Origin of the sequence: Rudanella lutea DSM 19387, assembly GCF_000383955.1 — a bacterium.
Taxonomy (GTDB): Bacteria; Bacteroidota; Bacteroidia; order Cytophagales; family Spirosomataceae; genus Rudanella; species Rudanella lutea.
In genome coordinates this window covers 5509231-5529793 of the sequence record NZ_KB913013.1, presented here as the reverse complement: position 1 = coordinate 5529793, position 20563 = coordinate 5509231, and the positions used below count along the sequence as shown (strand labels likewise).

18 protein-coding genes are annotated in these 20563 nt (G+C 53.8%); 11 read left to right on the top strand and 7 right to left on the bottom strand.

Features of this window, described 5'->3' with window-relative positions:
* Nucleotides 1-5: 5 nt before the first annotated feature.
* On the bottom strand, nt 6-3020 hold the full coding sequence (locus RUDLU_RS0122685; RefSeq protein WP_027303311.1) for a SusC/RagA family TonB-linked outer membrane protein: 3015 nt from the start codon (nt 3018-3020) through the stop codon (nt 6-8).
* A gap of 385 nt (nt 3021-3405) precedes the next feature.
* On the opposite strand from RUDLU_RS0122685, the gene RUDLU_RS0122680 reads away from it, so the two are divergent.
* Nucleotides 3406-4425 carry an LLM class flavin-dependent oxidoreductase gene (locus RUDLU_RS0122680; protein ID WP_019990731.1) on the top strand — a complete coding sequence of 340 codons (1020 nt, stop codon included), beginning with the start codon at nt 3406-3408 and terminating at the stop codon, nt 4423-4425.
* A gap of 161 nt (nt 4426-4586) precedes the next feature.
* On the opposite strand, the gene RUDLU_RS0122675 is transcribed toward RUDLU_RS0122680, so the two are convergent.
* The 3 genes from RUDLU_RS0122675 to RUDLU_RS0122665 all read right to left on the bottom strand — a co-directional run bounded on the left by RUDLU_RS0122675 (nt 4587) and on the right by RUDLU_RS0122665 (nt 7224).
* Nucleotides 4587-5363 carry an alpha/beta hydrolase gene (locus tag RUDLU_RS0122675; RefSeq protein WP_019990730.1) on the bottom strand — a complete coding sequence of 259 codons (777 nt, stop codon included), beginning with the start codon at nt 5361-5363 and terminating at the stop codon, nt 4587-4589.
* A gap of 56 nt (nt 5364-5419) precedes the next feature.
* On the bottom strand, nt 5420-6238 hold the full coding sequence (locus tag RUDLU_RS0122670) for a hypothetical protein (protein ID WP_245581703.1): 819 nt from the start codon (nt 6236-6238) through the stop codon (nt 5420-5422).
* A gap of 266 nt (nt 6239-6504) precedes the next feature.
* On the bottom strand, nt 6505-7224 hold the full coding sequence (locus RUDLU_RS0122665) for a DoxX family protein (protein WP_044130765.1): 720 nt from the start codon (nt 7222-7224) through the stop codon (nt 6505-6507).
* A gap of 126 nt (nt 7225-7350) precedes the next feature.
* Here RUDLU_RS0122665 and RUDLU_RS0122660 point away from each other — a divergent pair, with 126 nt between their 5' ends.
* The 8 genes from RUDLU_RS0122660 (at nt 7351) to RUDLU_RS0122625 (ending at nt 14436) form a co-directional block, all read left to right on the top strand.
* On the top strand, nt 7351-7755 hold the full coding sequence (locus tag RUDLU_RS0122660) for a hypothetical protein (RefSeq protein WP_019990727.1): 405 nt from the start codon (nt 7351-7353) through the stop codon (nt 7753-7755).
* Nucleotides 7756-8045: 290 nt separating this feature from the next.
* On the top strand, nt 8046-10277 hold the full coding sequence (gene katG, locus RUDLU_RS0122655; protein WP_019990726.1) for a catalase/peroxidase HPI: 2232 nt from the start codon (nt 8046-8048) through the stop codon (nt 10275-10277).
* Nucleotides 10278-10459: 182 nt separating this feature from the next.
* Nucleotides 10460-10915: a nuclear transport factor 2 family protein gene (locus tag RUDLU_RS0122650; RefSeq protein WP_019990725.1), complete on the top strand. Its 456-nt coding sequence runs from the start codon at nt 10460-10462 to the stop codon at nt 10913-10915.
* A 56-nt stretch (nt 10916-10971) separates the two neighbouring features.
* Nucleotides 10972-11409: an NAD(+)--rifampin ADP-ribosyltransferase gene (gene arr, locus RUDLU_RS0122645; RefSeq protein WP_019990724.1), complete on the top strand. Its 438-nt coding sequence runs from the start codon at nt 10972-10974 to the stop codon at nt 11407-11409.
* A 35-nt stretch (nt 11410-11444) separates the two neighbouring features.
* Nucleotides 11445-12029 carry a YdeI/OmpD-associated family protein gene (locus RUDLU_RS0122640; protein ID WP_019990723.1) on the top strand — a complete coding sequence of 195 codons (585 nt, stop codon included), beginning with the start codon at nt 11445-11447 and terminating at the stop codon, nt 12027-12029.
* Nucleotides 12030-12037: 8 nt separating this feature from the next.
* Nucleotides 12038-12442, top strand: coding sequence for a ribosomal maturation YjgA family protein (locus RUDLU_RS0122635; protein ID WP_019990722.1), 405 nt, complete (start codon nt 12038-12040; stop codon nt 12440-12442).
* Between the two features lie 63 nt (nt 12443-12505).
* Nucleotides 12506-13756, top strand: a complete 1251-nt coding sequence (locus RUDLU_RS0122630; protein WP_019990721.1) for an MFS transporter — start codon at nt 12506-12508, stop codon at nt 13754-13756.
* 101 nt (nt 13757-13857) lie between these two features.
* Nucleotides 13858-14436: a Crp/Fnr family transcriptional regulator gene (locus RUDLU_RS0122625; RefSeq protein ID WP_019990720.1), complete on the top strand. Its 579-nt coding sequence runs from the start codon at nt 13858-13860 to the stop codon at nt 14434-14436.
* Here RUDLU_RS0122625 and RUDLU_RS0122620 read toward each other — a convergent pair.
* Nucleotides 14433-14828 (bottom strand): DUF6326 family protein, encoded by a 396-nt coding sequence (locus RUDLU_RS0122620; RefSeq protein ID WP_019990719.1) that lies wholly within the window; start codon nt 14826-14828, stop codon nt 14433-14435. The two genes, RUDLU_RS0122625 and RUDLU_RS0122620, sit on opposite strands and share 4 nt — an antisense overlap.
* Nucleotides 14829-15025: 197 nt before the next feature.
* Here RUDLU_RS0122620 and RUDLU_RS0122615 point away from each other — a divergent pair, with 197 nt between their 5' ends.
* Nucleotides 15026-15445, top strand: a complete 420-nt coding sequence (locus RUDLU_RS0122615; RefSeq protein WP_019990718.1) for a VOC family protein — start codon at nt 15026-15028, stop codon at nt 15443-15445.
* 441 nt (nt 15446-15886) lie between these two features.
* Nucleotides 15887-16225, top strand: coding sequence for a hypothetical protein (locus tag RUDLU_RS0122610; RefSeq protein ID WP_019990717.1), 339 nt, complete (start codon nt 15887-15889; stop codon nt 16223-16225).
* A 113-nt stretch (nt 16226-16338) separates the two neighbouring features.
* Here RUDLU_RS0122610 and RUDLU_RS0122605 read toward each other — a convergent pair whose 3' ends face one another.
* Nucleotides 16339-17442 (bottom strand): Zn-dependent alcohol dehydrogenase, encoded by a 1104-nt coding sequence (locus tag RUDLU_RS0122605; protein ID WP_019990716.1) that lies wholly within the window; start codon nt 17440-17442, stop codon nt 16339-16341.
* 181 nt (nt 17443-17623) lie between these two features.
* Nucleotides 17624-20215, bottom strand: a complete 2592-nt coding sequence (locus tag RUDLU_RS0122600; protein ID WP_044130763.1) for a hypothetical protein — start codon at nt 20213-20215, stop codon at nt 17624-17626.
* Between the last annotated feature and the right edge of the window lie 348 nt (nt 20216-20563).

Here is a 20563-nt window from a genome sequence, read left to right as displayed (position 1 = left end):
TTTACTTAAAAGCCAATATTCAGACCTGCCAGATAAGCCGATGTGACCGGGTACGTGCTCAACTCGACACCGGCATTGAGCGGGTTAGAGCCGGGCAATTCAGGAGTGTATCCCGAAAACGCTTTGATCGTCAGGGCATTTTGGGCCGTTACGTAGAACCGAACCCGGCTAACTTTCAGGCTCGATACCAGCTCGCGCGGTAAGGTGTAGCCCAACGTCACGTTGTTGACCCGGAAAAACGACCCCGACTCCACATAGTACGTCGATGCAATGGGCACGGCGTTGCTGGCCCGCGGCTCAGTCGTGCTGGGGTTCGTGGGAGTCCAGCGGTCGGCCCTCGACGCTTCAATGTTTTCATTACCAAAGCGTTGGGCCTTTTTACCATTGTACACCTTGTTGCCAAAGTTGGCGTACCAGTCCGTCGAGAAGTCGAAATTGCGGTAGGTAAACCCGCCGTTCACCCCAAAATACAGCTTGGGCTGATACGAGCCCACAAACACGCGGTCGTTGTCGTCAATAACGCCATCGCCGTTCTGGTCTACGTACCGGAAATCGCCCGGCTTCGTACCCTGAACTTTAGCGCGGGTGTTGTTCACCTCCTCCTGTGTCTGGAAAATGCCATCGGTTTGCCATACCCAGAAACTCCCGATAGGCTGCCCCACGGCGGTGCGGGTCGTGAACTGTCCGTTGCCCAGACCACCCTCATTAATAGGCAGGCCACCCTGTACATCTTCAAGCTGGTTGCGGTTGATGGTCGCATTGACCCCCACGTTGTACGAAAATCCGTTGGTGGCATTGTTGCGCCAGTTCAGGGCAAACTCAAACCCACGGTTGCGCACACTGGCGGCATTGGTCAGGTACGAGCCGTCGACATCCCCAAAAATGGCGTCGATCGGGCGCGTGAAGAGGGCGTCGGTCGTTCGCTTATTGTAGTACGTCAACTCACCCGTCAGGCGATTGCGGGCCAGGGCAAACTCCAGCCCAATGTCGGTACCGGTGGTCACCTCCCAGCGCAGGTTCGGGTCGATCAGGTTGGTAATCGTGCGGCCCTGTTGCAGGGTCTGATTCGCGCCAAACGCATAGTCGAGACCGCTGGCAATGGTGTACAAGAACGCACTGGGGCTGATACGATCATTACCGGTTTTACCCCAGCTTACGCGGGCCTTTAGCTGATCGAACGGGGTTTTGCCACGCAGGAATGGCTCTTCGCTAAGAACCCAGCCTACACCCACCGACGGGAAGAATCCCCAGCGGTTATTTGTCGGAAACTTGCTCGACCCATCGTAACGGGCCGTAGCCGTGAGCAGATACCGGTCAGAATAATTGTAGTTGACCCGCCCGATGTACGACTGCCGGGTTTGAATACTGCCCGACTCCGAGTTGGTTGCCGTCGACGCGTTACCGGTATTCAGATAGAAGTAGTTCGACTGCGGGGGTACATCCTGCCGCGCTGCACTCAGAATGTTGTCCTGAAACCGCTCGGCCACGTAACCGGCCAGTATCTTCACGGTATGCTTTTCGGCAAACGTGTTGTTGTATTCGGCCGTGTTGGTCCACAACCAGCGTGCACTATTCGACCGGCCCGTGTTGAGCGTACTGGTCAGATTGCGCTGATTCGACGACACCTGATACACCGGGTTGTAGGTATAGGCCCGGCTGCCGTTGCTCTCAATACCAAAGTTGGAGAGCAGCGTTACCTTCTTGAAAACCGTCAGATTTCCGTAAAACGAGCCTTGCAGCCGCAACCCGCGTGAGCGGTAATTGGTGTAATCGAGCTGAGCAACGGGGTTTGCCACGTTGTTGCGCGAGGTAAACCCATAGGTGCCGTCGGCATTGCGCACGGGCACGGTCGGAGCCTGCTTGTACGCATTGGTAAACGCCGAAAAAGCAGCCGTACTGGGCAGGGCGGGGTCGCTGGTACCGGTCAGGTTCGAGTTGTCGTTGGCTAAGCTCAGGTTATGGCCCAGCTTGAAAGCGGGTGTCAGCGTGTATTCATTGTTGAGCCGCAAAGTCAGGCGGTTATAGTCTGAGCCTTTCAAAATCCCTTTTTCGGTAAAGTAGCCTGCGCTGAAGAGGTACGTCGACCGGTCGGTGCCACCACTCACCGAGAGAGCGTGATTTTGCTGGAAGCCCGTGCGGGTGATCGCCTTGAACCAATCGGTGTTGGTAGCCGCAGCCGTAGCCGGGTCGAACGGCAGCGGAGCTGTGGGATTATCGTAACGAACAGCCTCGTTGCTGTACGTGGCAAACAGCTCCGAATCGGCCATGCGCACCCGGTAGGCGGGAGTTCTGATCCCCACATACCCATCGTAGGTCACGCTGGGTGCGCCAGTTTTACCGCGCCGGGTTGTGATCAAAACGACCCCATTGGCCGCCCGCACCCCATAGATAGCCGTGGCCGATGCATCTTTGAGCACATCGACCGAGGTAATATCGGCCGTGTTGATGTTCCGAATGTCTTCGGTAATGATCCCATCGACTACGTACAACGGGTCGGCCCCGCCCAGCAGCGTGCCCGTTCCCCGAATCCGGACGGTAGGTGCCTGTCCCGGTGCGCCGGAGTTGATAATCTGCACCCCCGATACCTTGCTTTGTAGGGCCTGCGTGGCCGACAACACCGGCTGGCGGGCCAGTTCTTCGCCTTTTACCTGCGCCACCGAGCCCGTCACGTCTATCTTACGCTGCGTGCCGTAGCCTACCACAACCACCTCTTCAAGAGCACGGGCATCGTCGGCCAATTGAACGTTGATAACCGTCTGATTGCCCACCGGCACCTCCTGACTCGTCATGCCAATCATGCTGAACTGGAGCACTGCCCCGCTCGGCACATTGAGCTGAAAGTCACCGTTCGCATCGGTGGCGGTACCCGTGGTGGTGCCTTTCACCAGAACGCTGACGCCGGGTAACCCCTGCCCGTCGGTTTTACTAACCACCCGACCCGTAACCTGCTGATCCTGTGCATAAGCACGGCCACAAACCACGAGCCATAATCCTGTTAAGATGTAAGCGAGTGTTCTCATACGTGAGTTAATTTGAAAATAGGGGTGCAAATATAAGCGACCTACAGGCTCATTATACATTTGATCTATATAGTCACATCCAAGCAACAACAGATCAGTTGCTTAGGGATAAAAATTTTATTTAATACTACCCCAATAGCCTTATTCCTCTTTGTCGACGTATATAGTCTGGATTCGTATCCGGTCAATTTAGTCTTCATAGGTTAGAATGCGGGCCTTCTCCCGGTCGATGATCGGGAGAAGCCTCACCCCTCCCCCTTTCTGCCGACTCGGTTCCGTAACGTCGGGCACTCATTCGCCCCTGCCTGATGTTATCCGGTAACACACCCGACTGGCCATTGCCAAACGGGTTAGTTTCTCAACGACCGTTTTTGTGTTTCCAATCATGGCATCCATTCCGTTTTCGATACTTGATCTGGCTCCCGTTCCGATGGGCAGCACAGCCGCACAAGCCCTCCGCAATACACTCGATCTGGCTCAACACGCCGAACGCTGGGGTTACCACCGCTACTGGCTGGCCGAGCACCACAACATGACCGGCGTGGCCAGTGCCGCTACAGCCGTGGCTGTCGGCTATGTGGCTGGCGGTACCCAAACCATTCGGGTTGGTTCGGGAGGTATCATGCTCCCCAACCACTCCCCGCTGGTTATTGCCGAGCAATTTGGCACTCTGGCCTCACTCTACCCCAACCGGATTGATCTGGGCGTGGGGCGGGCACCCGGCTCCGATCAGCTCACGGCCCGGGCCCTCCGCCGGAACCTGACCGGCCCCGATACTTTTCCGCAGGATGTGGTGGAGTTACAGCGGTATTTTCAGCCCGCAGCCGACGATCAGGCCATTCGGGCGGTACCCGGCGCGGGGCTGAACGTGCCCGTCTGGATTCTGGGATCGAGCTTGTTCGGGGCACAGTTAGCAGCCTTGCTGGGTTTGCCGTTTGCGTTTGCGTCGCACTTTGCGCCCAACGCGCTCATGCAGGCCATCGACATATACCGGAGCCAGTTCAAACCGTCCGAAAATCTGGCAAAACCGTATCTGATGCTGGCGATTAATGTAGTAGCTGCCCATACCGACGCCGAGGCCCAACGACTGTTTACGTCGGTACAGCAACAGTTTATCAATCTCCGAACGGGTACGCCGGGCTTACTGCCTCCCCCCATCGACCATCCCGAACTGCTCAGCTACGCGGCCGAACAGGCCGGTATTAATCAGGCACTCCGTTACGCTGTTGTGGGTGCTCCCGAAACGGTGCAACAGGGTTTAGAACGGTTTATCGCCCAAACGCAACCCGACGAGCTGATTACCACGGCTCAGATTTACGACCACACGGCCCGGCTCCGGTCGTTTGAGCTGACCGCCCAAGTGCGCGATGCTCTAGCTCAGCAAGCCGCCCCGCAACTGGTGTAAGTTGATTTTGGAGATATGCCCCCATGCGATGTCATCTTTCTGAACAAGATGACATCCCTCGCCCAAGCAAGGTGTCGGGAAAATGCTTTTTTCTATTTAGCTACAGAGATGACATCTTTCCAAACAAGATGTCATCTCTGTTCTGCGCATCGCTTTTTGCGCTACATATACCGTCCGAAAAACAGCAAGGTATCTTCCAGATGCGTTTCCCAATACGGCCACTCGTGCCCGCCGGGGTACTCGGCGTATTCGTGCGGAATACCGGCCTGTCGGAGCGTTTCGTGCAGAGTCCGATTGGCGGCAAGCAACGTATCGTCGGTGCCACAATCGAACCGGAACGGGGGTAGCTGGTCACGGTTGCGCAGCAGCAACGCCCCCACCGATTCGTCGGCCGGGTCGGGTTGCCGGTACAAGTCGAGAGGCTCTTCGACAAAATCGGCCATCTGCGCCAGTTCCGTAATGGACGACAGTCCCGAAGCCGCCCGGAACTGATCGGGATAACGGGCCATGAGTCGTAAAGCACCATATCCGCCCATCGATAGCCCCGCGACGAAACAGGCCGAAACCGCGCCCGGACAAGCCGCCGGTACATCGTCGATAATCCAGCGGTCGAACCCATACCCATTGTGCGGCAGGTAGCCACTGCCATCGCCCCAAAGGCCATCGGAGGGCATCGCTAACCGAAACAGCGGCAATTGACCCGCCTGCATAAGCCGGTCGGCGGTACGGTGAGCACCCGCTTTCAGGCTCCAGGCCCAATGACTGCCGTACACGCCGTGCAGCAAAATCACGAGCGGCAAGGGTGTGTCGGCATTGGCTCCTTCAGGCGACCAAAAAGTAATATCGCCCCGCCCGCGCAGGTTTGGCGTTTTGACCGTAACATAACGAAGGCCCTCGTGTTCAAACCGGGAATCCGACAACTCAATGGTGCGAAACATGCACGTAGAATTAGTTATGAGTTAGTAGTTCAGAGTTGGGTTAGCAACGATTCTATCTACCGAATCTCCGACACAATAACCTCGTTGCCTTTGCGGGTGATACCGTACAGCACCAGCGCACCGGTCACGCTCCGGTCGAAGGAAAAAGCCTGCCCCTCGCTCACCGTCGGAATCGTTTTCACATGTTGCAGCACCGAGCCCCGGTCGGGCAGTTTGAGCACGTACATCTCGGGTTTGTCGTGCCCCGTGCAATACAAGAGTCCGTCGGGGCCCCAGCTGCCGCCCGAGGTGCTGTAAGGCGCAAAGGCTTGCAGCACCGGGGCCGGAAAGGTCCAGGATTCGACCGCTTTCCAGTCGGGCGTGTACTTCACCAGCATGGTCCAGCGGTTGTCGCGGCCCTCGGCCGACGCCTTATTGGAGTAATTAGCAAAAGCTACCCACCAATGGCCCCGGTAAAAGTCGGCCCAGGTTACGGAGCCGGGCATGAGCCCAAAGCTATGGGTATCTACGTGCCGCAACGTGCGCGTATCGAACACCTCAATGGAACTGCTCATGGGTACATCGGGATAGTTTGAATGCGTGCAAATGAGGGTATTGCCCCGCACCAGACCGCTGTTCATGTGCTTGAGCAGGCCCGTACTGTCTTGCCAGGCCGCCACCTGCCGTCCGTCTTTCTTGTCGTGCTTGGTCAGCGAATGATTGTTGATGACGTAGAAAAACGCCTTGTCGACCGCCACGCCCTGTTGTACCTGCTCCACGGCATACCGCCGAATTTCGACCGCTCGTTGCGCTTGCCCTACGGCCGGGCGGGTGAGTCCAACCATAGCAACTATGAAGACAAGAAGGTATTGGATAAAGGCAACACGGAAAGCCATACGTGAATGAATAGTGTGTACTGGATAGTGGATAATGGATAATGCAACTAACAATTGATTGTCAGAGCATCGCTCATCCATTCTGCACTGTGTGATTTTGGCATGATACGTAGCGACGGAAAGCCGACCAACGATCCGGCAAATCCCAGATCGAGAGGTATGGGGTAAAGAACAGGGACCGTGTCTTCTTACTTTTTGGGAGCTACTCATGTTCTATTTAACGTGAGTCATGGAAATTGGCTACCGCATCTTATCCACAACTGACGTCATTTAGCCTGAGCCGCCACTGCCCGGTTGTACGCATCGAGGCAACGGTTGAGCGGTTGCCCCTGCCGATGAATACAATCGCAGAACTCGGCACAGGCCACTGGGTTACGGCTATCCCGACAATTCTGCTGGCAGTCGTTCAGGGTGTTGTACGGTTTCATGTCAAACAGGTTCAATACGGTAAAGCCCACCGTAACCACCGTAACCAGCACACCCGCAAAAAAGGCAAGGGGAAACTCGTTTGAAAGCCCTTTCGAGCGATTGACCAGTACCGTACGGGAGTCGGGCTGGAGAATGACCTTCAGGCGGTCGTAATCCCAGCAAAGCAGATACAGATTGGCCAGCACCATCAACGGCGACGATACCAGCGACCCATCGAACCGCACCGAAAACGACAGAATACAAATATTCAGAATGATGGGAAAATACAGCAAGGCTCCCAACAGGGCGGTTCGGGGAATAAGCAGCAAGACAGCGGCCGTCATTTGCGCCACACCGATAAACGTGTAGTAGTAACCGGTATGAAAGAGGGCTTCGAGATAATGCCCCATCGGGTGGTTGTTCGACAGCGACGTAAACCGCTCCCCCGCAATTTTTACATACCCTGACGGCAAAAAACCGAGCGCCAGGGCCACCCGGTTGAACCCCGTGAAATACCGCATCCAGCGGTTTTGTTTGGCCTGATGGTATAGCTGACTCAGTAAAAACGTAATTGCCATGCGGTTAAACATTGCACCAATAAAAAGAACTTTGTTTTGCAAAGTAAAAGATAAATTAGCCGACAAACCAAATCATTTCGGGTGTATTTAGCGTAAACTTGTAAACCAGGCTCCTGCAAGGCATCTATGTGCGCCCCTCTACTCCAAACGCTGTACCGACATCCTAACCGGCTTTTTCTGATCGATGGCCTGGGCGCCTTACTTACAGCCGCCGGGCTTCTGCTGATTACATACCCGTTCGACGAATACTTTCATCTGCCACGCCCTATTGTGAGAGGCCTCATGTGGGCGGCCGGTGGGTTTTCGGTTTATTCGTTTGCTTGCGCCCGCCGGGTTGGGCCAAACTGGCAACTTTATCTTAGAGCCATCAGCTTTGCCAACGGCCTGTATGGTTGCATCACATTGGCTCTTGTAGCCTATCACTTCCCGGCGTTAAGCTACTGGGATATAAGTTATTTCACGATTGAAGCCCTCCTGATAACTGGGCTTGTATGGGTAGAATTAAAGGTAGCCAGTAAACCCGCCGATTAGAGTAACTAATAGAATATAGATAAATTAGATATTAGTATAGAAAATATTAATTTGATCTATAAAGATAGAAATGGCAGATTTGTAGCGGAATAATTGGTAAGCGCATAATTTTACCGGACGGCTCAGAATCGAGTTCTTTTCAATGCTCGGCTTTTCTATCCGGGTCGTACACATTCAAAAAAACGATTAAGCAAATGAACCCATCAGAAACTACAAACAGCTACCAGGTTAATGGAGCAAACGGTCATCACCACGACGCGCTCAACGGAGACGTAGCAAAATGTCCGTTCATGAGCGGTCAATTGAAGCAGATAGCTGGTGGCGGTACCCGCAATCAGGACTGGTGGCCTAACCAACTGAAACTAAATACGCTGCGGCAGCACTCGGAGCTGTCGAACCCACTGGGCGAATCGTTCGACTATGCCGAAGCGTTTAAGAATCTGGACTATGACGCCCTGAAGCAGGATCTGCACGCACTCATGACCGATTCGCAGGATTGGTGGCCCGCCGACTTCGGGCATTATGGCGGTTTGTTTATCCGTATGGCCTGGCACAGCGCAGGCACCTACCGCGTGGGTGATGGTCGTGGGGGAGCCGGTGCCGGTATGCAGCGTTTTGCTCCGCTCAATAGCTGGCCCGACAACGTAAGCCTTGATAAAGCGCGTCGGTTGCTGTGGCCTATCAAGCAGAAATACGGTCAGAAGATCTCCTGGGCCGATCTCATGATTCTGGCCGGTAACGTGGCACTGGAGTCGATGGGTTTCAAAACGTTTGGCTTTGGCGGTGGCCGCGCCGACGTTTGGGAGCCGCAGGAAGATGTATATTGGGGTTCTGAAACAACCTGGCTCGGTAATGATGCTCGCTATGGCAAAGGCTCACCAGGTGTGGCTGGCCACGGCGTGGTATCGTCGGACGAAGACCCCGGCCGACCCAAACACTCACGCCCACTCGAAGACCCGCTGGGAGCGGCACACATGGGCCTGATCTATGTGAACCCCGAAGGCCCAGACGGCAACCCTGATCCGGTAGCGGCTGCACACGACATCCGCGAGACCTTTGGCCGTATGGCCATGAACGACGAAGAAACCGTTGCGCTGATTGCTGGTGGACACACCTTCGGTAAAACGCACGGAGCCGCTTCGTCTGACCACGTAGGGAAAGAGCCGGAAGCCGCTTCGATTGAAGAGCAGGGCTTTGGCTGGACCAACAGCTACGGCAGCGGTAAAGGCCCCGATACCATCACGAGTGGCCTCGAAGTGACCTGGACCACCACGCCAACGAAGTGGAGCAACAACTACTTTGAAAACCTGTTTGGTTTTGAGTGGGAACTGACCAAGAGCCCCGGTGGAGCGCATCAGTGGGTAGCTAAAGATGGTCCCGAAATTATCCCGGACGCCTACGACCCCAACAAGCGGCACAAGCCAACCATGTTGACCACCGACCTCTCGCTGCGGTTTGATCCGGCCTATGAAAAAATTTCGCGTCGTTTCCTGGAAAACCCCGACGAGTTCGCTGATGCCTTCGCCCGTGCGTGGTTCAAACTGACCCACCGCGATATGGGTCCACGTGCCCGCTACCTGGGTCCTGAAGTGCCGGCCGAAGAACTGCTCTGGCAGGATGTCGTACCAGCGGTTGACCATGCGCTGATCGACGAAGCCGACGCAGCAGCCCTGAAGGCAAACATTCTGGCATCGGGTCTGAGCGTATCAGATCTGGTTACAACAGCCTGGGCGTCTGCCTCGACGTTCCGGGGGTCCGACAAACGCGGAGGTGCCAACGGTGCCCGCATCCGGTTGGCTCCGCAAAGCAACTGGGCCGTGAACAACCCGCCCCGTCTGCAAAAAGTGCTGGGTATTCTGGAAAGCATTCAGCAGGAATTTAACGCGATTCAGACGGGCGACAAGAAAGTATCGCTGGCCGATGTGATTGTGCTGGCGGGTTGCGCAGCCGTTGAGAAAGCCGCAGCCGACGCCGGTCAACCCGTTCAGGTGCCCTTCACACCGGGCCGCACAGATGCCTCGCAGGAGCAGACAGACGTCCAGTCATTTGGTTATCTGGAACCGGCAGCTGATGGCTTCCGCAACTACCGCAATACAAGAGTGCGCGTTGCTACCGAAGAATTGCTGATCGACAAAGCGCAACTGTTAACGCTGACGGCCCCTGAACTGACGGTGCTGGTAGGCGGTTTGCGGGCCTTAGACGCCAACTACGATGGCTCGAAGCATGGCGTATTCACAAGCCGCCCCGGCCAACTCACCAACGATTTCTTCGTAAACCTGCTCGACATGAACACCGCCTGGAAAGCGATGGACGACAGCAAGGAGACTTACCTGGGCACCGACCGCGCTACCGGCCAACCCCGCTGGACGGCCACCCGCGCCGACCTCGTGTTTGGTTCTAACTCCGAGCTTCGCGCCGTGGCCGAAGTCTATGGCAGCAGTGATGCACAGGCGAAGTTTGTAAAAGACTTCGTAGCGGCCTGGAACAAGGTAATGAACCTCGACCGTTTTGATCTGAAGTAAACCTCTGAGATGATAATCGGAAGCCCGGCGTCTACTGGATGCCGGGCTTTTTTTGGTTAGGCCCCTACGTAAGGAATCGCTAAATCCCAGTGACCCATCCGTTCGGTTAGACTCGATTAAAGATAGCGGTTTGTATTTCGTCTGTTTTTAGTATGTTAGCCAAACAACTAAATCCTGAAGCCATGAAGCCTCTATTACTGACAGTTTTTGGGGCAATCGCCCTGCTTTCTTGTGACAATCAAACGTCAAGCAGTACAACCGCTACCGAAAATAAAAAAATCGTGCGTCAGTTTTACGAGTACTTCAACAAGCATGAATGGGATAAGATGGCAGCGTTGTACACCGATGTGGCCGACTTTAAAGATCCCTCTTTTGGGCAAGGGATTGTAAAACAGACAAGACAACAGACTATAAAAAAGTACTCAGAGCTGGAGGCAATGTTTCCTGACGTGAAAGACGAGATTGCGCAAATGTACCCCTCCGGCGAGAAACACGTTATTGTTGAGTTTGTCTCATCAGGCACGGCACCCGACAGCACCAAATTTGAACTTCCGATCTGTACCGTTTTTACCATAGAGAACGGTAAAATCACAAAGGACTTTACCTACTACGATAACTTTGAGGACCCCAAGCGCTAAGCCCTTTATTCCTACTTCACCTAAACGTGTATCGCCCCCAAACTCAACGTCTACTCATGCAACCAACCACTTCTAACCCGCTCAGCCCGACCGCCTTCGCCCAAACGTATTTCCACGGCACCAAAGCCGACCTTCAACTCGGTGACCTCATCGACGTAGGCTTTAATTCAAACTACGGCCGTCAGAAAAACGCCAAATACATTTTTCTGTCGGCCACGTTAGATGCCGCAATCTGGGGTGCCGAATTGGCCCTGGGCGAAGGCCGCGAACGGATTTATCTGGTTGAGCCAACCGGCCCCATCGAAGACGATCCCGACCTGACCGACAAGAAATTTCCGGGCAACCCAACCAAGTCGTACCGTTCTACACACCCCTTCAGAGTGGTAGGTGAGGTAACGAGTTGGCAGGGACACCCGGCCGAGCAGGTCAGCGCCATGAAAGCGGGATTGGAACGGCTCAAACAGCAGGGGACCGATTCTCTAAACGACGAGTAAATCTCAAACAAACCACGTATCAACCCGGCCCTCTTATGAGCGACCCGAACCCCGAAGTCGATTGGTTTTTCGCTAAAACCGGCCCTTGGCAGGAGGCTTATTCCGAATTGCGCGAACTGGTGCTCGAATCCGGCCTCACCGAAGAGCTGAAATGGGGCTGCCCCTGCTACACGGGTCAGGGGAATGTGCTTCTGATTCATGGACTAAAAAACTACTGCGCTCTACTCTTCTTGCAGGGGGCTTTGCTTTCGGACCCCCAAAAGCGGCTCGTGCAACAAACCCAAAACGTACAGGCTACCCGGCAGCTACGGTTTACGAGTGTGGAAGAAATTTTAGCGAATAAACCCCTTATAACCGCCTACATTCAGGAGGCTATAGCTATGGACAAAGCCGGTTTGAAAGTAGCCTTGAAAGAAACAGCGGACTACACTTGTCCACCCGAGTTTCAGCAGGTTTTAGATGACATGCCCGAATTACGGGCCGCCTTCGAAGCCCTGACACCGGGTCGGCAACGGGGGTATTTGCTTTACTTTTCCTCGGCCAAACAAGCCAAAACCCGCGAAGCCCGGATTGAAAAATACCTGCAAAAGATTCTGGATGGCAAAGGGTTAGACGATTAAGTGTAATCATGATTCCCTCTACATTTTCATTTACCCGGCGCTATTTTCTGATCGCTGTAGCGTTGTTCGTGGTTGAGGTGATTATTGCTCTGTTTGTGCGCGACCGGTTTATACGCCCTTACGGCGGAGATTTTCTGGTAGTCATTATGCTCCACTACGGGGTAAAGGCATTTGTGCGGACACCACCCCGAACTATAGCGCTGGGCGTGCTCCTGTTCGCTTACACCTTGGAGATACTCCAACATTTCAGGCTTGTCGACCAGCTCGGTTTGTCGCACAGCGAAATAGCTAAAACGGTCATTGGATACGGCTTTGAATGGTGGGATATGCTCGCTTACACACTCGGTATAGTCACGGTATTGGTATGGGAGGGACGAAAAAAGCGACTTCGCCCTCTTTTAGATGAACTGTGACTTTTGTGACAAAACAACCGACGCAGAAAGGGGAAATTTGCAACTGGGTACTGCAAAACAGACATGACCAGAAACGTAAAACTTGGCCTCAAGCAAAACTGGAAACAGTTTTCCCTCCTGGTACTTATCAATGCCTTTGTGGGCGGTATGGTCGGTATGGAACGGACTATTTTCCCCCAGTTTGCCCAGGCGCAATTTGGCATCGACTCCAAAACCGCAGTTCTTTTGTTTATCACCGCCTTCGGGCTCTCGAAAGCCGTTGCCAACTACTACACCGGGCGGCTGGCCAACACATTAGGCCGTAGAAATTTACTCTTGCTTGGCTGGCTGATGGCCATTCCAATCCCGTTCATCCTGATTTATGCCCCGAGCTGGAATTGGGTGATTTGGGCCAATGTGCTTTTAGGGTTTAGTCAGGGGCTGACCTGGAGTAGCACCGTTGTCATGAAAATTGATCTGGTTGGCGAACAGGATCGGGGCTTTGCTATGGGCCTCAACGAGTTTGCCGGGTATCTGGCCGTGGGCGTTGTGGCCTTCTTGACTGGGTTGGTGGCTGACCGGTATGGGGTTACGCCCTACCCGTTCTACATCGGGATATTTATTGCCACAACTGGCTTTCTTTTAACCCTTTTGTGGGTAAACGATACCCGAGCGTTCGTACAGCAGGAAAGTAAGACCGTCACCTCAACACAGGTTGACAATGTATTCTGGGAAACAACGGTCAAAAACAAAACCTTGAGTTCGGTTACGCAGGCAGGCCTGGTCAACAACCTGAACGATGGTATGATCTGGGGCTTGTTCCCGATTGTACTCCTGTCGCTGCATTATACGAACGAAACGATTGGTGTTCTCACCGCTATTTACCCCTCAGTTTGGGGGATTGGCCAACTCGTTACGGGCAAAATGTCTGACCATTACTCAAAGAAACGAATGCTTTTTTGGGGGATGCTCTTGCAGGGATTAGCCATCTCGATCATCCCGTTTGTGGATGCCGTTTACGGGTTTGCTCTAATTTCGGGTCTTCTGGGATTGGGCACGGCTTTGGTTTACCCTACGTTCCTGAATACGATTGCCCAGGCAACCAATCCGCAGCAACGGGCCGAAAGTATCGGCACTTTTCGGCTATGGCGCGACTTAGGCTATGCATTCGGGGCCATTCTATCCGGTATCACCGCAGACCTGTTCGGCATTGATTATGCCATTTTGCTAATTGGCGGTCTCACCATTCTTTCTGCCCTGATCATTAAATTCCGTATGCCAGAGTCTGCGCGACCACCGGTTAACACAAACACCCTCAGCCGGGTGCATTCATGAGATAAACGAATTTTGGACAAAGCCCACTTGGCTCTGGACCGAGACGATTCTGTCCGAGACCATTCTGTCCGAGACCATTCAGCCCAAAAACCATACACGCTGTGCATCATCCGTTAATCAGCTACTTCCTGAAAATAACCACACTCACGCCCCATGAAGTCGATACACTCATTGCGAGCATGGAGGTTAAGCAGTATCCTAAAAAAGCATTTCTCTTGAAGGAAGGCCAACAACACACCGACACTCTTTTTGTGCTCAAGGGCTGTGTTCGTCAATTCCATATCGTTGATGGCAACGACATTACCACCAACTTCTTTACCGAAGAGCAATGGATAATTGCACCCGATACCCTGAGCACAAAAAGGCCCTCACCCTATGCGTTAACATGTATGGAAGATACCACCGTAGTGGTAGGCAACGAGCAAAAAGCACAGGCTTTATTCCGCCAATTCCCCAAATTTGAAACCACTTCACGCCAGATTATTGAGGCCGTACTGATGGAACAGCAACGCTTGCTGACCTCTTACATCACCGACAGCCCGGAGCAGCGTTATCTAAACGTATTAGAAACCCGCCCCGACTTACTACAGCGCGTACCCCAGTATGATATCGCAACGTACATTGGCGTTAAACCTGAGTCATTGAGTCGAATCCGACGAAAACTCCAGACGAAGCGTTAAGCCACCTCCTCCTTTAGCCAGTGCCATGCATACATTATGATAAACAAGGTAGTAGCTATCTCAATCGACGCAAAGAATATGTAATAAAGCGTAGCCGAACCCATAAAGAAGGTAGCAATCATGACGGCCGTTTTTATACATCCAGCCACAAGATTGGCCCAGCCATTCGCAGTTTTAGGGAGCACGGTTGCCAGCAGCACCATAGCAATGGGGATCTCCATCAGAATACCTGCGCCAAGCAGAAAAGGCTCATTGATCGTTAGCCCGTCAACCCTTCCGGTCAGGTATTGCCTTAGCAGATTCGCATCCATCAACCCGATCAAATCGCAATAGAGATAGTTCAACGTGACGAAAATCCACAGGATTGTAAGCAGTTCCTTTCTTGATTTCATAATGCCGCTGTTAGCAAGGTAGAGCGCAAAAGTATCGGCTCCGGTTTCGGCATTCGTTGACTTCGGTTAAGAAACAACACCCGAAAAACGCCAGAATTCAGCCTACACTCGGCAACTTCTGTTATATACACAATGGATTTAGGTTGTCAGACCTTAACCGACTACGAGGCTGTATTGCAGCGTCATTATACCAACCCATGAAACCAACCCTTTCTGTACTTACGCTGAGCGTAACCGACCTCCCCCGCGCAGTGGCCTTCTACCGCGACGGACTAGGCTTGCCCACAAACGGCATCATTGGTGAAGAATTTGAAAACGGGGCGGTGGCTTTTTTTCAGTTGCAGTCCGGCCTGCGGCTTGCCCTGTGGCCTCGCCAAAGCATGGCTCATGATACCGGCCTCCCCGATTCGAGTCCATCCATACTCGCTCTTACGCTCGGTCATAACGTAGACAGCCGGACCGAAGTAGATACAGTGATGCAACAGGCTGAAAAAGCGGGTGCCCGGATTGTAAAACCGGCCCAACCCACGTTTTACGGCGGCTACGCGGGCTACTTTGCCGACCCCGACGGACACCTGTGGGAGATTGTCTGGAATCCGCACATTGATACACTATAATGACCGTAAAATTTCTGCAAGTAATCTATAATAAGACCCTTCTAAGTACTGAGTTGAAATATAATACACAGTGTATAATGCACAATGAACGAGCTGATTGTCAACAGCTAGTGTAATTATTCATTATATATTTTACAGTATTCATTCACTTAGAAATTTAAATTATAATGGGTTTAAAAACTGAAAACCAAGGTAATAGCCGAAAAATAGATTGAAACGAGCTGAAAAACAGTGCGTCTCTGCGCCTGACAAGGGCACTATTTTTTTCTCTTGGCTTGACATTTATGAAATCACCTTTAACTTTGCAATACAAAGTACTTCGCAAAAAGAAAACCTAAACCAAACCGCTCATATTTCGGAATGCAGAACAAACTAAAGCGTTAGCGCTCAATTTTTTGATTCATTCACTTTTAAATACAAAGTACTTTAACAGAAACAACTATGGCACAGTCAAACAACACGCCAACACAATCGCTACATCCTACTCCGCTCATTAACCGCGTGCTGGTAGGAGCAGCTCTTGGTTTAGTCCTGATTTCGGTTTTTCTACTGACCGCCGATGAACCCGACCCCAACTGGCCCCAGTACTGGATGGTGCGCCCTCTGCTGATTGTCCCGATGGCCGGGGGGTTGGCGGGTGGTATCAATTACGCGCTTGATTTTGTGCGGGTTCAGGGAGAAAAACAAAAGATTGTTGCCAACATCGCCAGTATTCTGATTCACCTAATCGGGCTCTTCATGGGCTTTGTGCTTGGCCTCGACGGCACCATGTGGAACTAACCCCTACCAACAGTACTTACTTTCATATTGGTAATGTAAAAATCCCGGCACCTCCTGGCTACCGGGATTTTTTGTACTCACCCAACAAGGCAGGTATGCTCACGAGCAACTCTCTAGAATACCACAACCCCTTTGGCATTTCGGCCGGCAAGCATATCGTCGAAAGCCATTTGTAGCTCATCGAGGGTGTAGGTGCGGGTGATGAGTTCGTCCAGCAGGAGCGCGCCCGTTTCGTACAGTCGTTGGAGGATCGGGAAATCAATATCGGGCCGACACTGCCCGTACAACGGATTGATGTACACCTTGTCCCACTCAAACAGGTTCATGTCGATTGAGATGGTTTGCTCAATGCCGCTCACCTGCACGGCCATGCCCGCGTTACGCACCATAGCAAGCGGAGCTGCACCTAACTCTGGAATAGCCGTGCATTCAAACGCATAGTCGGCCCCGCGCCCAGCGGTGAGCGTTTTGACCTGCTGGGCCGCCCAGAGCAGGCCCGTATCGGCACGGTCGGCCTGAATGGTGTGGGTAGCGCCGTATTGCCGGGCCATATCGAGCCGGTTGGCGTTGATGTCGATGGCGATAATCATACCGGCTCCGGCAATGCGGGCACCCTGAATCACGTTCAGGCCCACGCCCCCACTGCCGAGCACCACCACCGACCGGCCGGGCTTCACCCGCGCAGCATTAACCACTGAGCCATAACCGGTCATAACCCCGCACCCTACAATGGCTGCCGACGGAAACGGCATCTCGGCGGTGATCCGTACGGCCGCGGCCTGCCGTACCACCGTGTAGGTCGACAAGGTGCCGAGGCTGAAGGCCCGCTCGATGGGCTGTCCGCGGTAGGTGGTGCGTTCGAGGGCCGCGTGCCCCCCACTGGCCCGGTTGCCCGACGTGACGGGTGAGTTGACCTCGCAAATGTGTTGATTACCCTCCTGGCATTGAAAACAGCTGCCGCACGGAATGGCCCAGTTCAAAATAACCGGGTCGCCCGGCCGAAACCGGGTTACATCGGGCCCTACCGCGCGAACAATACCGGCCCCTTCGTGCCCCATGACGAGGGGTTTCTGCCACGACAGCGAGTCGTAATCGGTGTGGCAAATTCCGGCCGCTTTCACCTCCACCAGAATCTCGTCGGTCTGGGGCGGGTTCACCTCAATGGTATCGATTCGGAAATGGCCATCGCCGGTGGCAACGGCAGCTTTTGCGAACATGGCAGGCGGGTTTAGGTTTATCAGTTTGGTTTTGGGAGCTACCTCTTATCTCCAAACGCCGGACCGCCCTTCTCAAAACAAGAGGGTGAGGCTTACCAGACTAAATCTGGTCTCTCCTTTTTGAAAGCAAGTCGGCCTTTTTATTCCCCCTCCTGAAAACAGGAGGGGGCTAGGGGTGGTTTTACACCGTAACGGCTTTGGGCTTACGCAGACTCAGGAAAATAGCCAGCGCGATAAAGGCAATCAGCAGCCCGTTGAAAACAGCATCGAGCGTATCGCCGAGGGCCACTACGGGCGGCTCAAACTTAAACTCGATTGTGTGCTTGCCAGCCGGTACGCGCATGGCACGCAATACGTAATTGGCGCGCAGGTGCGGCACCTTTTTCCCGTCGATATATGCGTTCCAGTCTGTATCGCCCCGGTAGTAGATCTCCGAAAATACAGCCAGCTGTTCGGTTGGGGCGTTACTTTCGTAGGTCAGGTGATCGGGAATGTAGTTAGTCAGGCGAATGGTTGCCCCGGTTGGGTCGAGAGCAGGCAGACCGTTGAGTTGCTCGGCAAACCGCTTGTCGACCACCACCGAATCGCGGGGGTTGAACGTCTGTACGGCGGCCATTTCGGCATCGGCATCGGGCACCTGCACCACCGTGCGCACAAACCACGCATTACCGAGGGCTTCGGGATTGGGCTGGGCAACGGGTGCCGAGGGCTGCTGTTGCGGGTTGGCCGGGTCGGGCTGAGGCTGCATAATGGCGTATTTGCCATTGAGCATGTTCAGGATGTTCAGCGTGTTTTTGGGGAACGCGTATTCGATCAGCTCCTGATACCGGCGCAGCTTGGCCGCGTGGTAGCCACCAATGGATTTGTGGAAAAACGACGTCCGGTTGTCGTTCATGAAGCTCCCCGTCTGATCCCACACCCGATAGCTGAGCGATTTGTCCCCTAAAATCTGGGCATCGGCGGGGGTTTCCTCAAAAGCCGCATTAACCTGCGTTTTCGGAATGAAGTTGCCGTTGTTCAGGAACCGCTTATCAACCATATACAAATCGAACACCATCAGGGCCAGCAGCACGGGAAAAAACACCCCGGCTTTCAGTTTCTTCAGAGCAAAGCCGTATATAGCACCGGCCGCCAGCAGAATGAAAATGACCGAGCGGAAGGCGTCGGCCCGGGCCATACTTTGCCGGTCGCTGATGAGGGCGCGCTGCATATCGCTCGCCATGGCCTGATCGCCGAAGTACTGCATCAGCACCGGGATATCGTTGGTCGTCTGGAACGAGAAAAACACACTACCAAGCAGGGCAAGCACCAGGGCCAGACCCGCCGTAAGGCCCACACTGATGGCCAGCGGCTTTTTCAGTTGGTCGGCACTCAGGTTGCGGCTCACGATGGCATGAATACCCAGTACGGCCCCACCCGCAAAGAACAACTGCGCCAGTCCCATGGTCATGGTAACGGCCCGGAACTTGTTGAACAGCGGGAAATAATCAAATAGCGGACCGTTGATCACCAGCAGGTTTTTGCCCATGGCAATGGCAATCATCAACAAGGCTCCCACCAGCAAATACCACCGAATACGGTGTGTGGAGAGGGTCAGACCCAGCACAAACAGAAATAGCAGCACCGCACCGGCATACGACGGCCCGCCCACGCCCGGCTGATCGCCCCAGTATGTGGGGGCCCCCAGCTCGACAAACTGCCGGGCTGCACCGGGATCGACGCCTTTGTTGACCAGGGCCTTGTAAAACTCGGAGCCCTCGTCGAGCCCACCTCCCGAGCCGCCCCCGAAGAAATTCGGGATAAGCAGGTTGAGGGCCTCGGCCTTACCGTAACTCCAGTTGAACGCATAGTCTTTATCGAGGCCATCTTTGCTCCCCGACGCCGAGGCTGCAGCCGCTGTGGTTGAGTCGGCGGTTTGGGCGGTTGTTTTGGCGGTCAGCTCCGAACGCCCCCGGATGGTTTCTTTCTGATACTGATTCAGCACGAGCAATCGCTTGCTGAAACTTGCGGCCCCTAGGCCACCGGCTACGGCCAGAAAAGCCAGGCCCAGCGCCAGTTGCTTTGCTTTACCCATCCGAACGAGGGCAATACCTTCCATCAGCACATAAATCGCAACCAGGATAAAGAGGTAGTAGGTAATTTGAAGGTGATTGGCGTTCAGCTCCATACAGGCGAAGAAGGCCGTCAGGGCGGCACCCGCCCAATACTTGCCCCGGAGCGTCTGAATCACCCCCGCCAGCACACCCGGCGCGTAGGCCATGGCCCACACTTTTGAAACGTGCCCCGCTTCGACGGTCAGCATCAGGTAGGTACCAAATGCATAGGCTACGGCTCCGGTAGCAGCCAGCCAACGCCGGGCTGCGGGCTTATCAGGGCTGGCGTCTTCGGGATCGGTGCGCCCAATCACGAGCAGGAGCAGGTACATGCTCACCATCGTGACGAACAGGAGGTTCACTGGCCGGGGAATGAGATTGAGCACCGACTCGACCGTGCGTCCTACAAACGTATAGGGATAATCGAAAGCGATCATGTACGCGGGCATGCCGCTGAAGAGCGCGTTGGTCCAAAGCGGAAACTCACCGGTTTGTTTTTTGAACTCGCGCAACTCAATGGTCGATGCGTAGCTCTGCCGGATATCCTGCATGGGCAGCTCTTTGCCCTGAAACGCCGGAATAAAATAAATACCGGCTAAGACCAGAAAGCCCAGCACAAATAACAGATGCGGGCGCAACCGACTTAGACTCGGCCGCTCTAAGGGGGAATTTTGATTCATAGATCCAATTGGCAATGAGGGCAAAGATACTAAGCGGGTCCTTACGCAGTTTACCGTTTGACGTTTTCCCTTCTCAGCCATGAATACTGGGGCACCAGTTTTCAATTTCTGGAGCGAATCCATCCAAATATGGCTTATCGACTCAGGCCCCAGTACCCTCTTTTTTCGCCTTCTGATAGTTTACCAGTGGCCCACTTAATTGATTTGTTACCTACCGATCAGTATTGTCATTTTTCTGATTGATAAGAAGTTACTTTTATTCAATTTCAACTTACTCTAAACACTAAACCGCATACCCTTTTGGTAACTTGGCAGGTTGAAAAAAAAAAAAAACATCTTTGTTCTTTC

Bases quoted from the DNA above. Each gene is read 5' to 3' on its own strand.
- RUDLU_RS0122685 (WP_027303311.1), bottom strand. From the start codon at position 3,020: ATGAGAACACTCGCTTACATCTTAACAGGATTATGGCTCGTGGTTTGT.
- RUDLU_RS0122680 (WP_019990731.1), top strand. From the start codon at position 3,406: ATGGCATCCATTCCGTTTTCGATACTTGATCTGGCTCCCGTTCCGATG.
- RUDLU_RS0122675 (WP_019990730.1), bottom strand. From the start codon at position 5,363: ATGTTTCGCACCATTGAGTTGTCGGATTCCCGGTTTGAACACGAGGGC.
- RUDLU_RS0122670 (WP_245581703.1), bottom strand. From the start codon at position 6,238: ATGGCTTTCCGTGTTGCCTTTATCCAATACCTTCTTGTCTTCATAGTT.
- RUDLU_RS0122665 (WP_044130765.1), bottom strand. From the start codon at position 7,224: ATGGCAATTACGTTTTTACTGAGTCAGCTATACCATCAGGCCAAACAA.
- RUDLU_RS0122660 (WP_019990727.1), top strand. From the start codon at position 7,351: ATGTGCGCCCCTCTACTCCAAACGCTGTACCGACATCCTAACCGGCTT.
- katG (WP_019990726.1), top strand. From the start codon at position 8,046: ATGAGCGGTCAATTGAAGCAGATAGCTGGTGGCGGTACCCGCAATCAG.
- RUDLU_RS0122650 (WP_019990725.1), top strand. From the start codon at position 10,460: ATGAAGCCTCTATTACTGACAGTTTTTGGGGCAATCGCCCTGCTTTCT.
- arr (WP_019990724.1), top strand. From the start codon at position 10,972: ATGCAACCAACCACTTCTAACCCGCTCAGCCCGACCGCCTTCGCCCAA.
- RUDLU_RS0122640 (WP_019990723.1), top strand. From the start codon at position 11,445: ATGAGCGACCCGAACCCCGAAGTCGATTGGTTTTTCGCTAAAACCGGC.
- RUDLU_RS0122635 (WP_019990722.1), top strand. From the start codon at position 12,038: ATGATTCCCTCTACATTTTCATTTACCCGGCGCTATTTTCTGATCGCT.
- RUDLU_RS0122630 (WP_019990721.1), top strand. From the start codon at position 12,506: ATGACCAGAAACGTAAAACTTGGCCTCAAGCAAAACTGGAAACAGTTT.
- RUDLU_RS0122620 (WP_019990719.1), bottom strand. From the start codon at position 14,828: ATGAAATCAAGAAAGGAACTGCTTACAATCCTGTGGATTTTCGTCACG.
- RUDLU_RS0122615 (WP_019990718.1), top strand. From the start codon at position 15,026: ATGAAACCAACCCTTTCTGTACTTACGCTGAGCGTAACCGACCTCCCC.
- RUDLU_RS0122610 (WP_019990717.1), top strand. From the start codon at position 15,887: ATGGCACAGTCAAACAACACGCCAACACAATCGCTACATCCTACTCCG.
- RUDLU_RS0122605 (WP_019990716.1), bottom strand. From the start codon at position 17,442: ATGTTCGCAAAAGCTGCCGTTGCCACCGGCGATGGCCATTTCCGAATC.
- RUDLU_RS0122600 (WP_044130763.1), bottom strand. From the start codon at position 20,215: ATGAATCAAAATTCCCCCTTAGAGCGGCCGAGTCTAAGTCGGTTGCGC.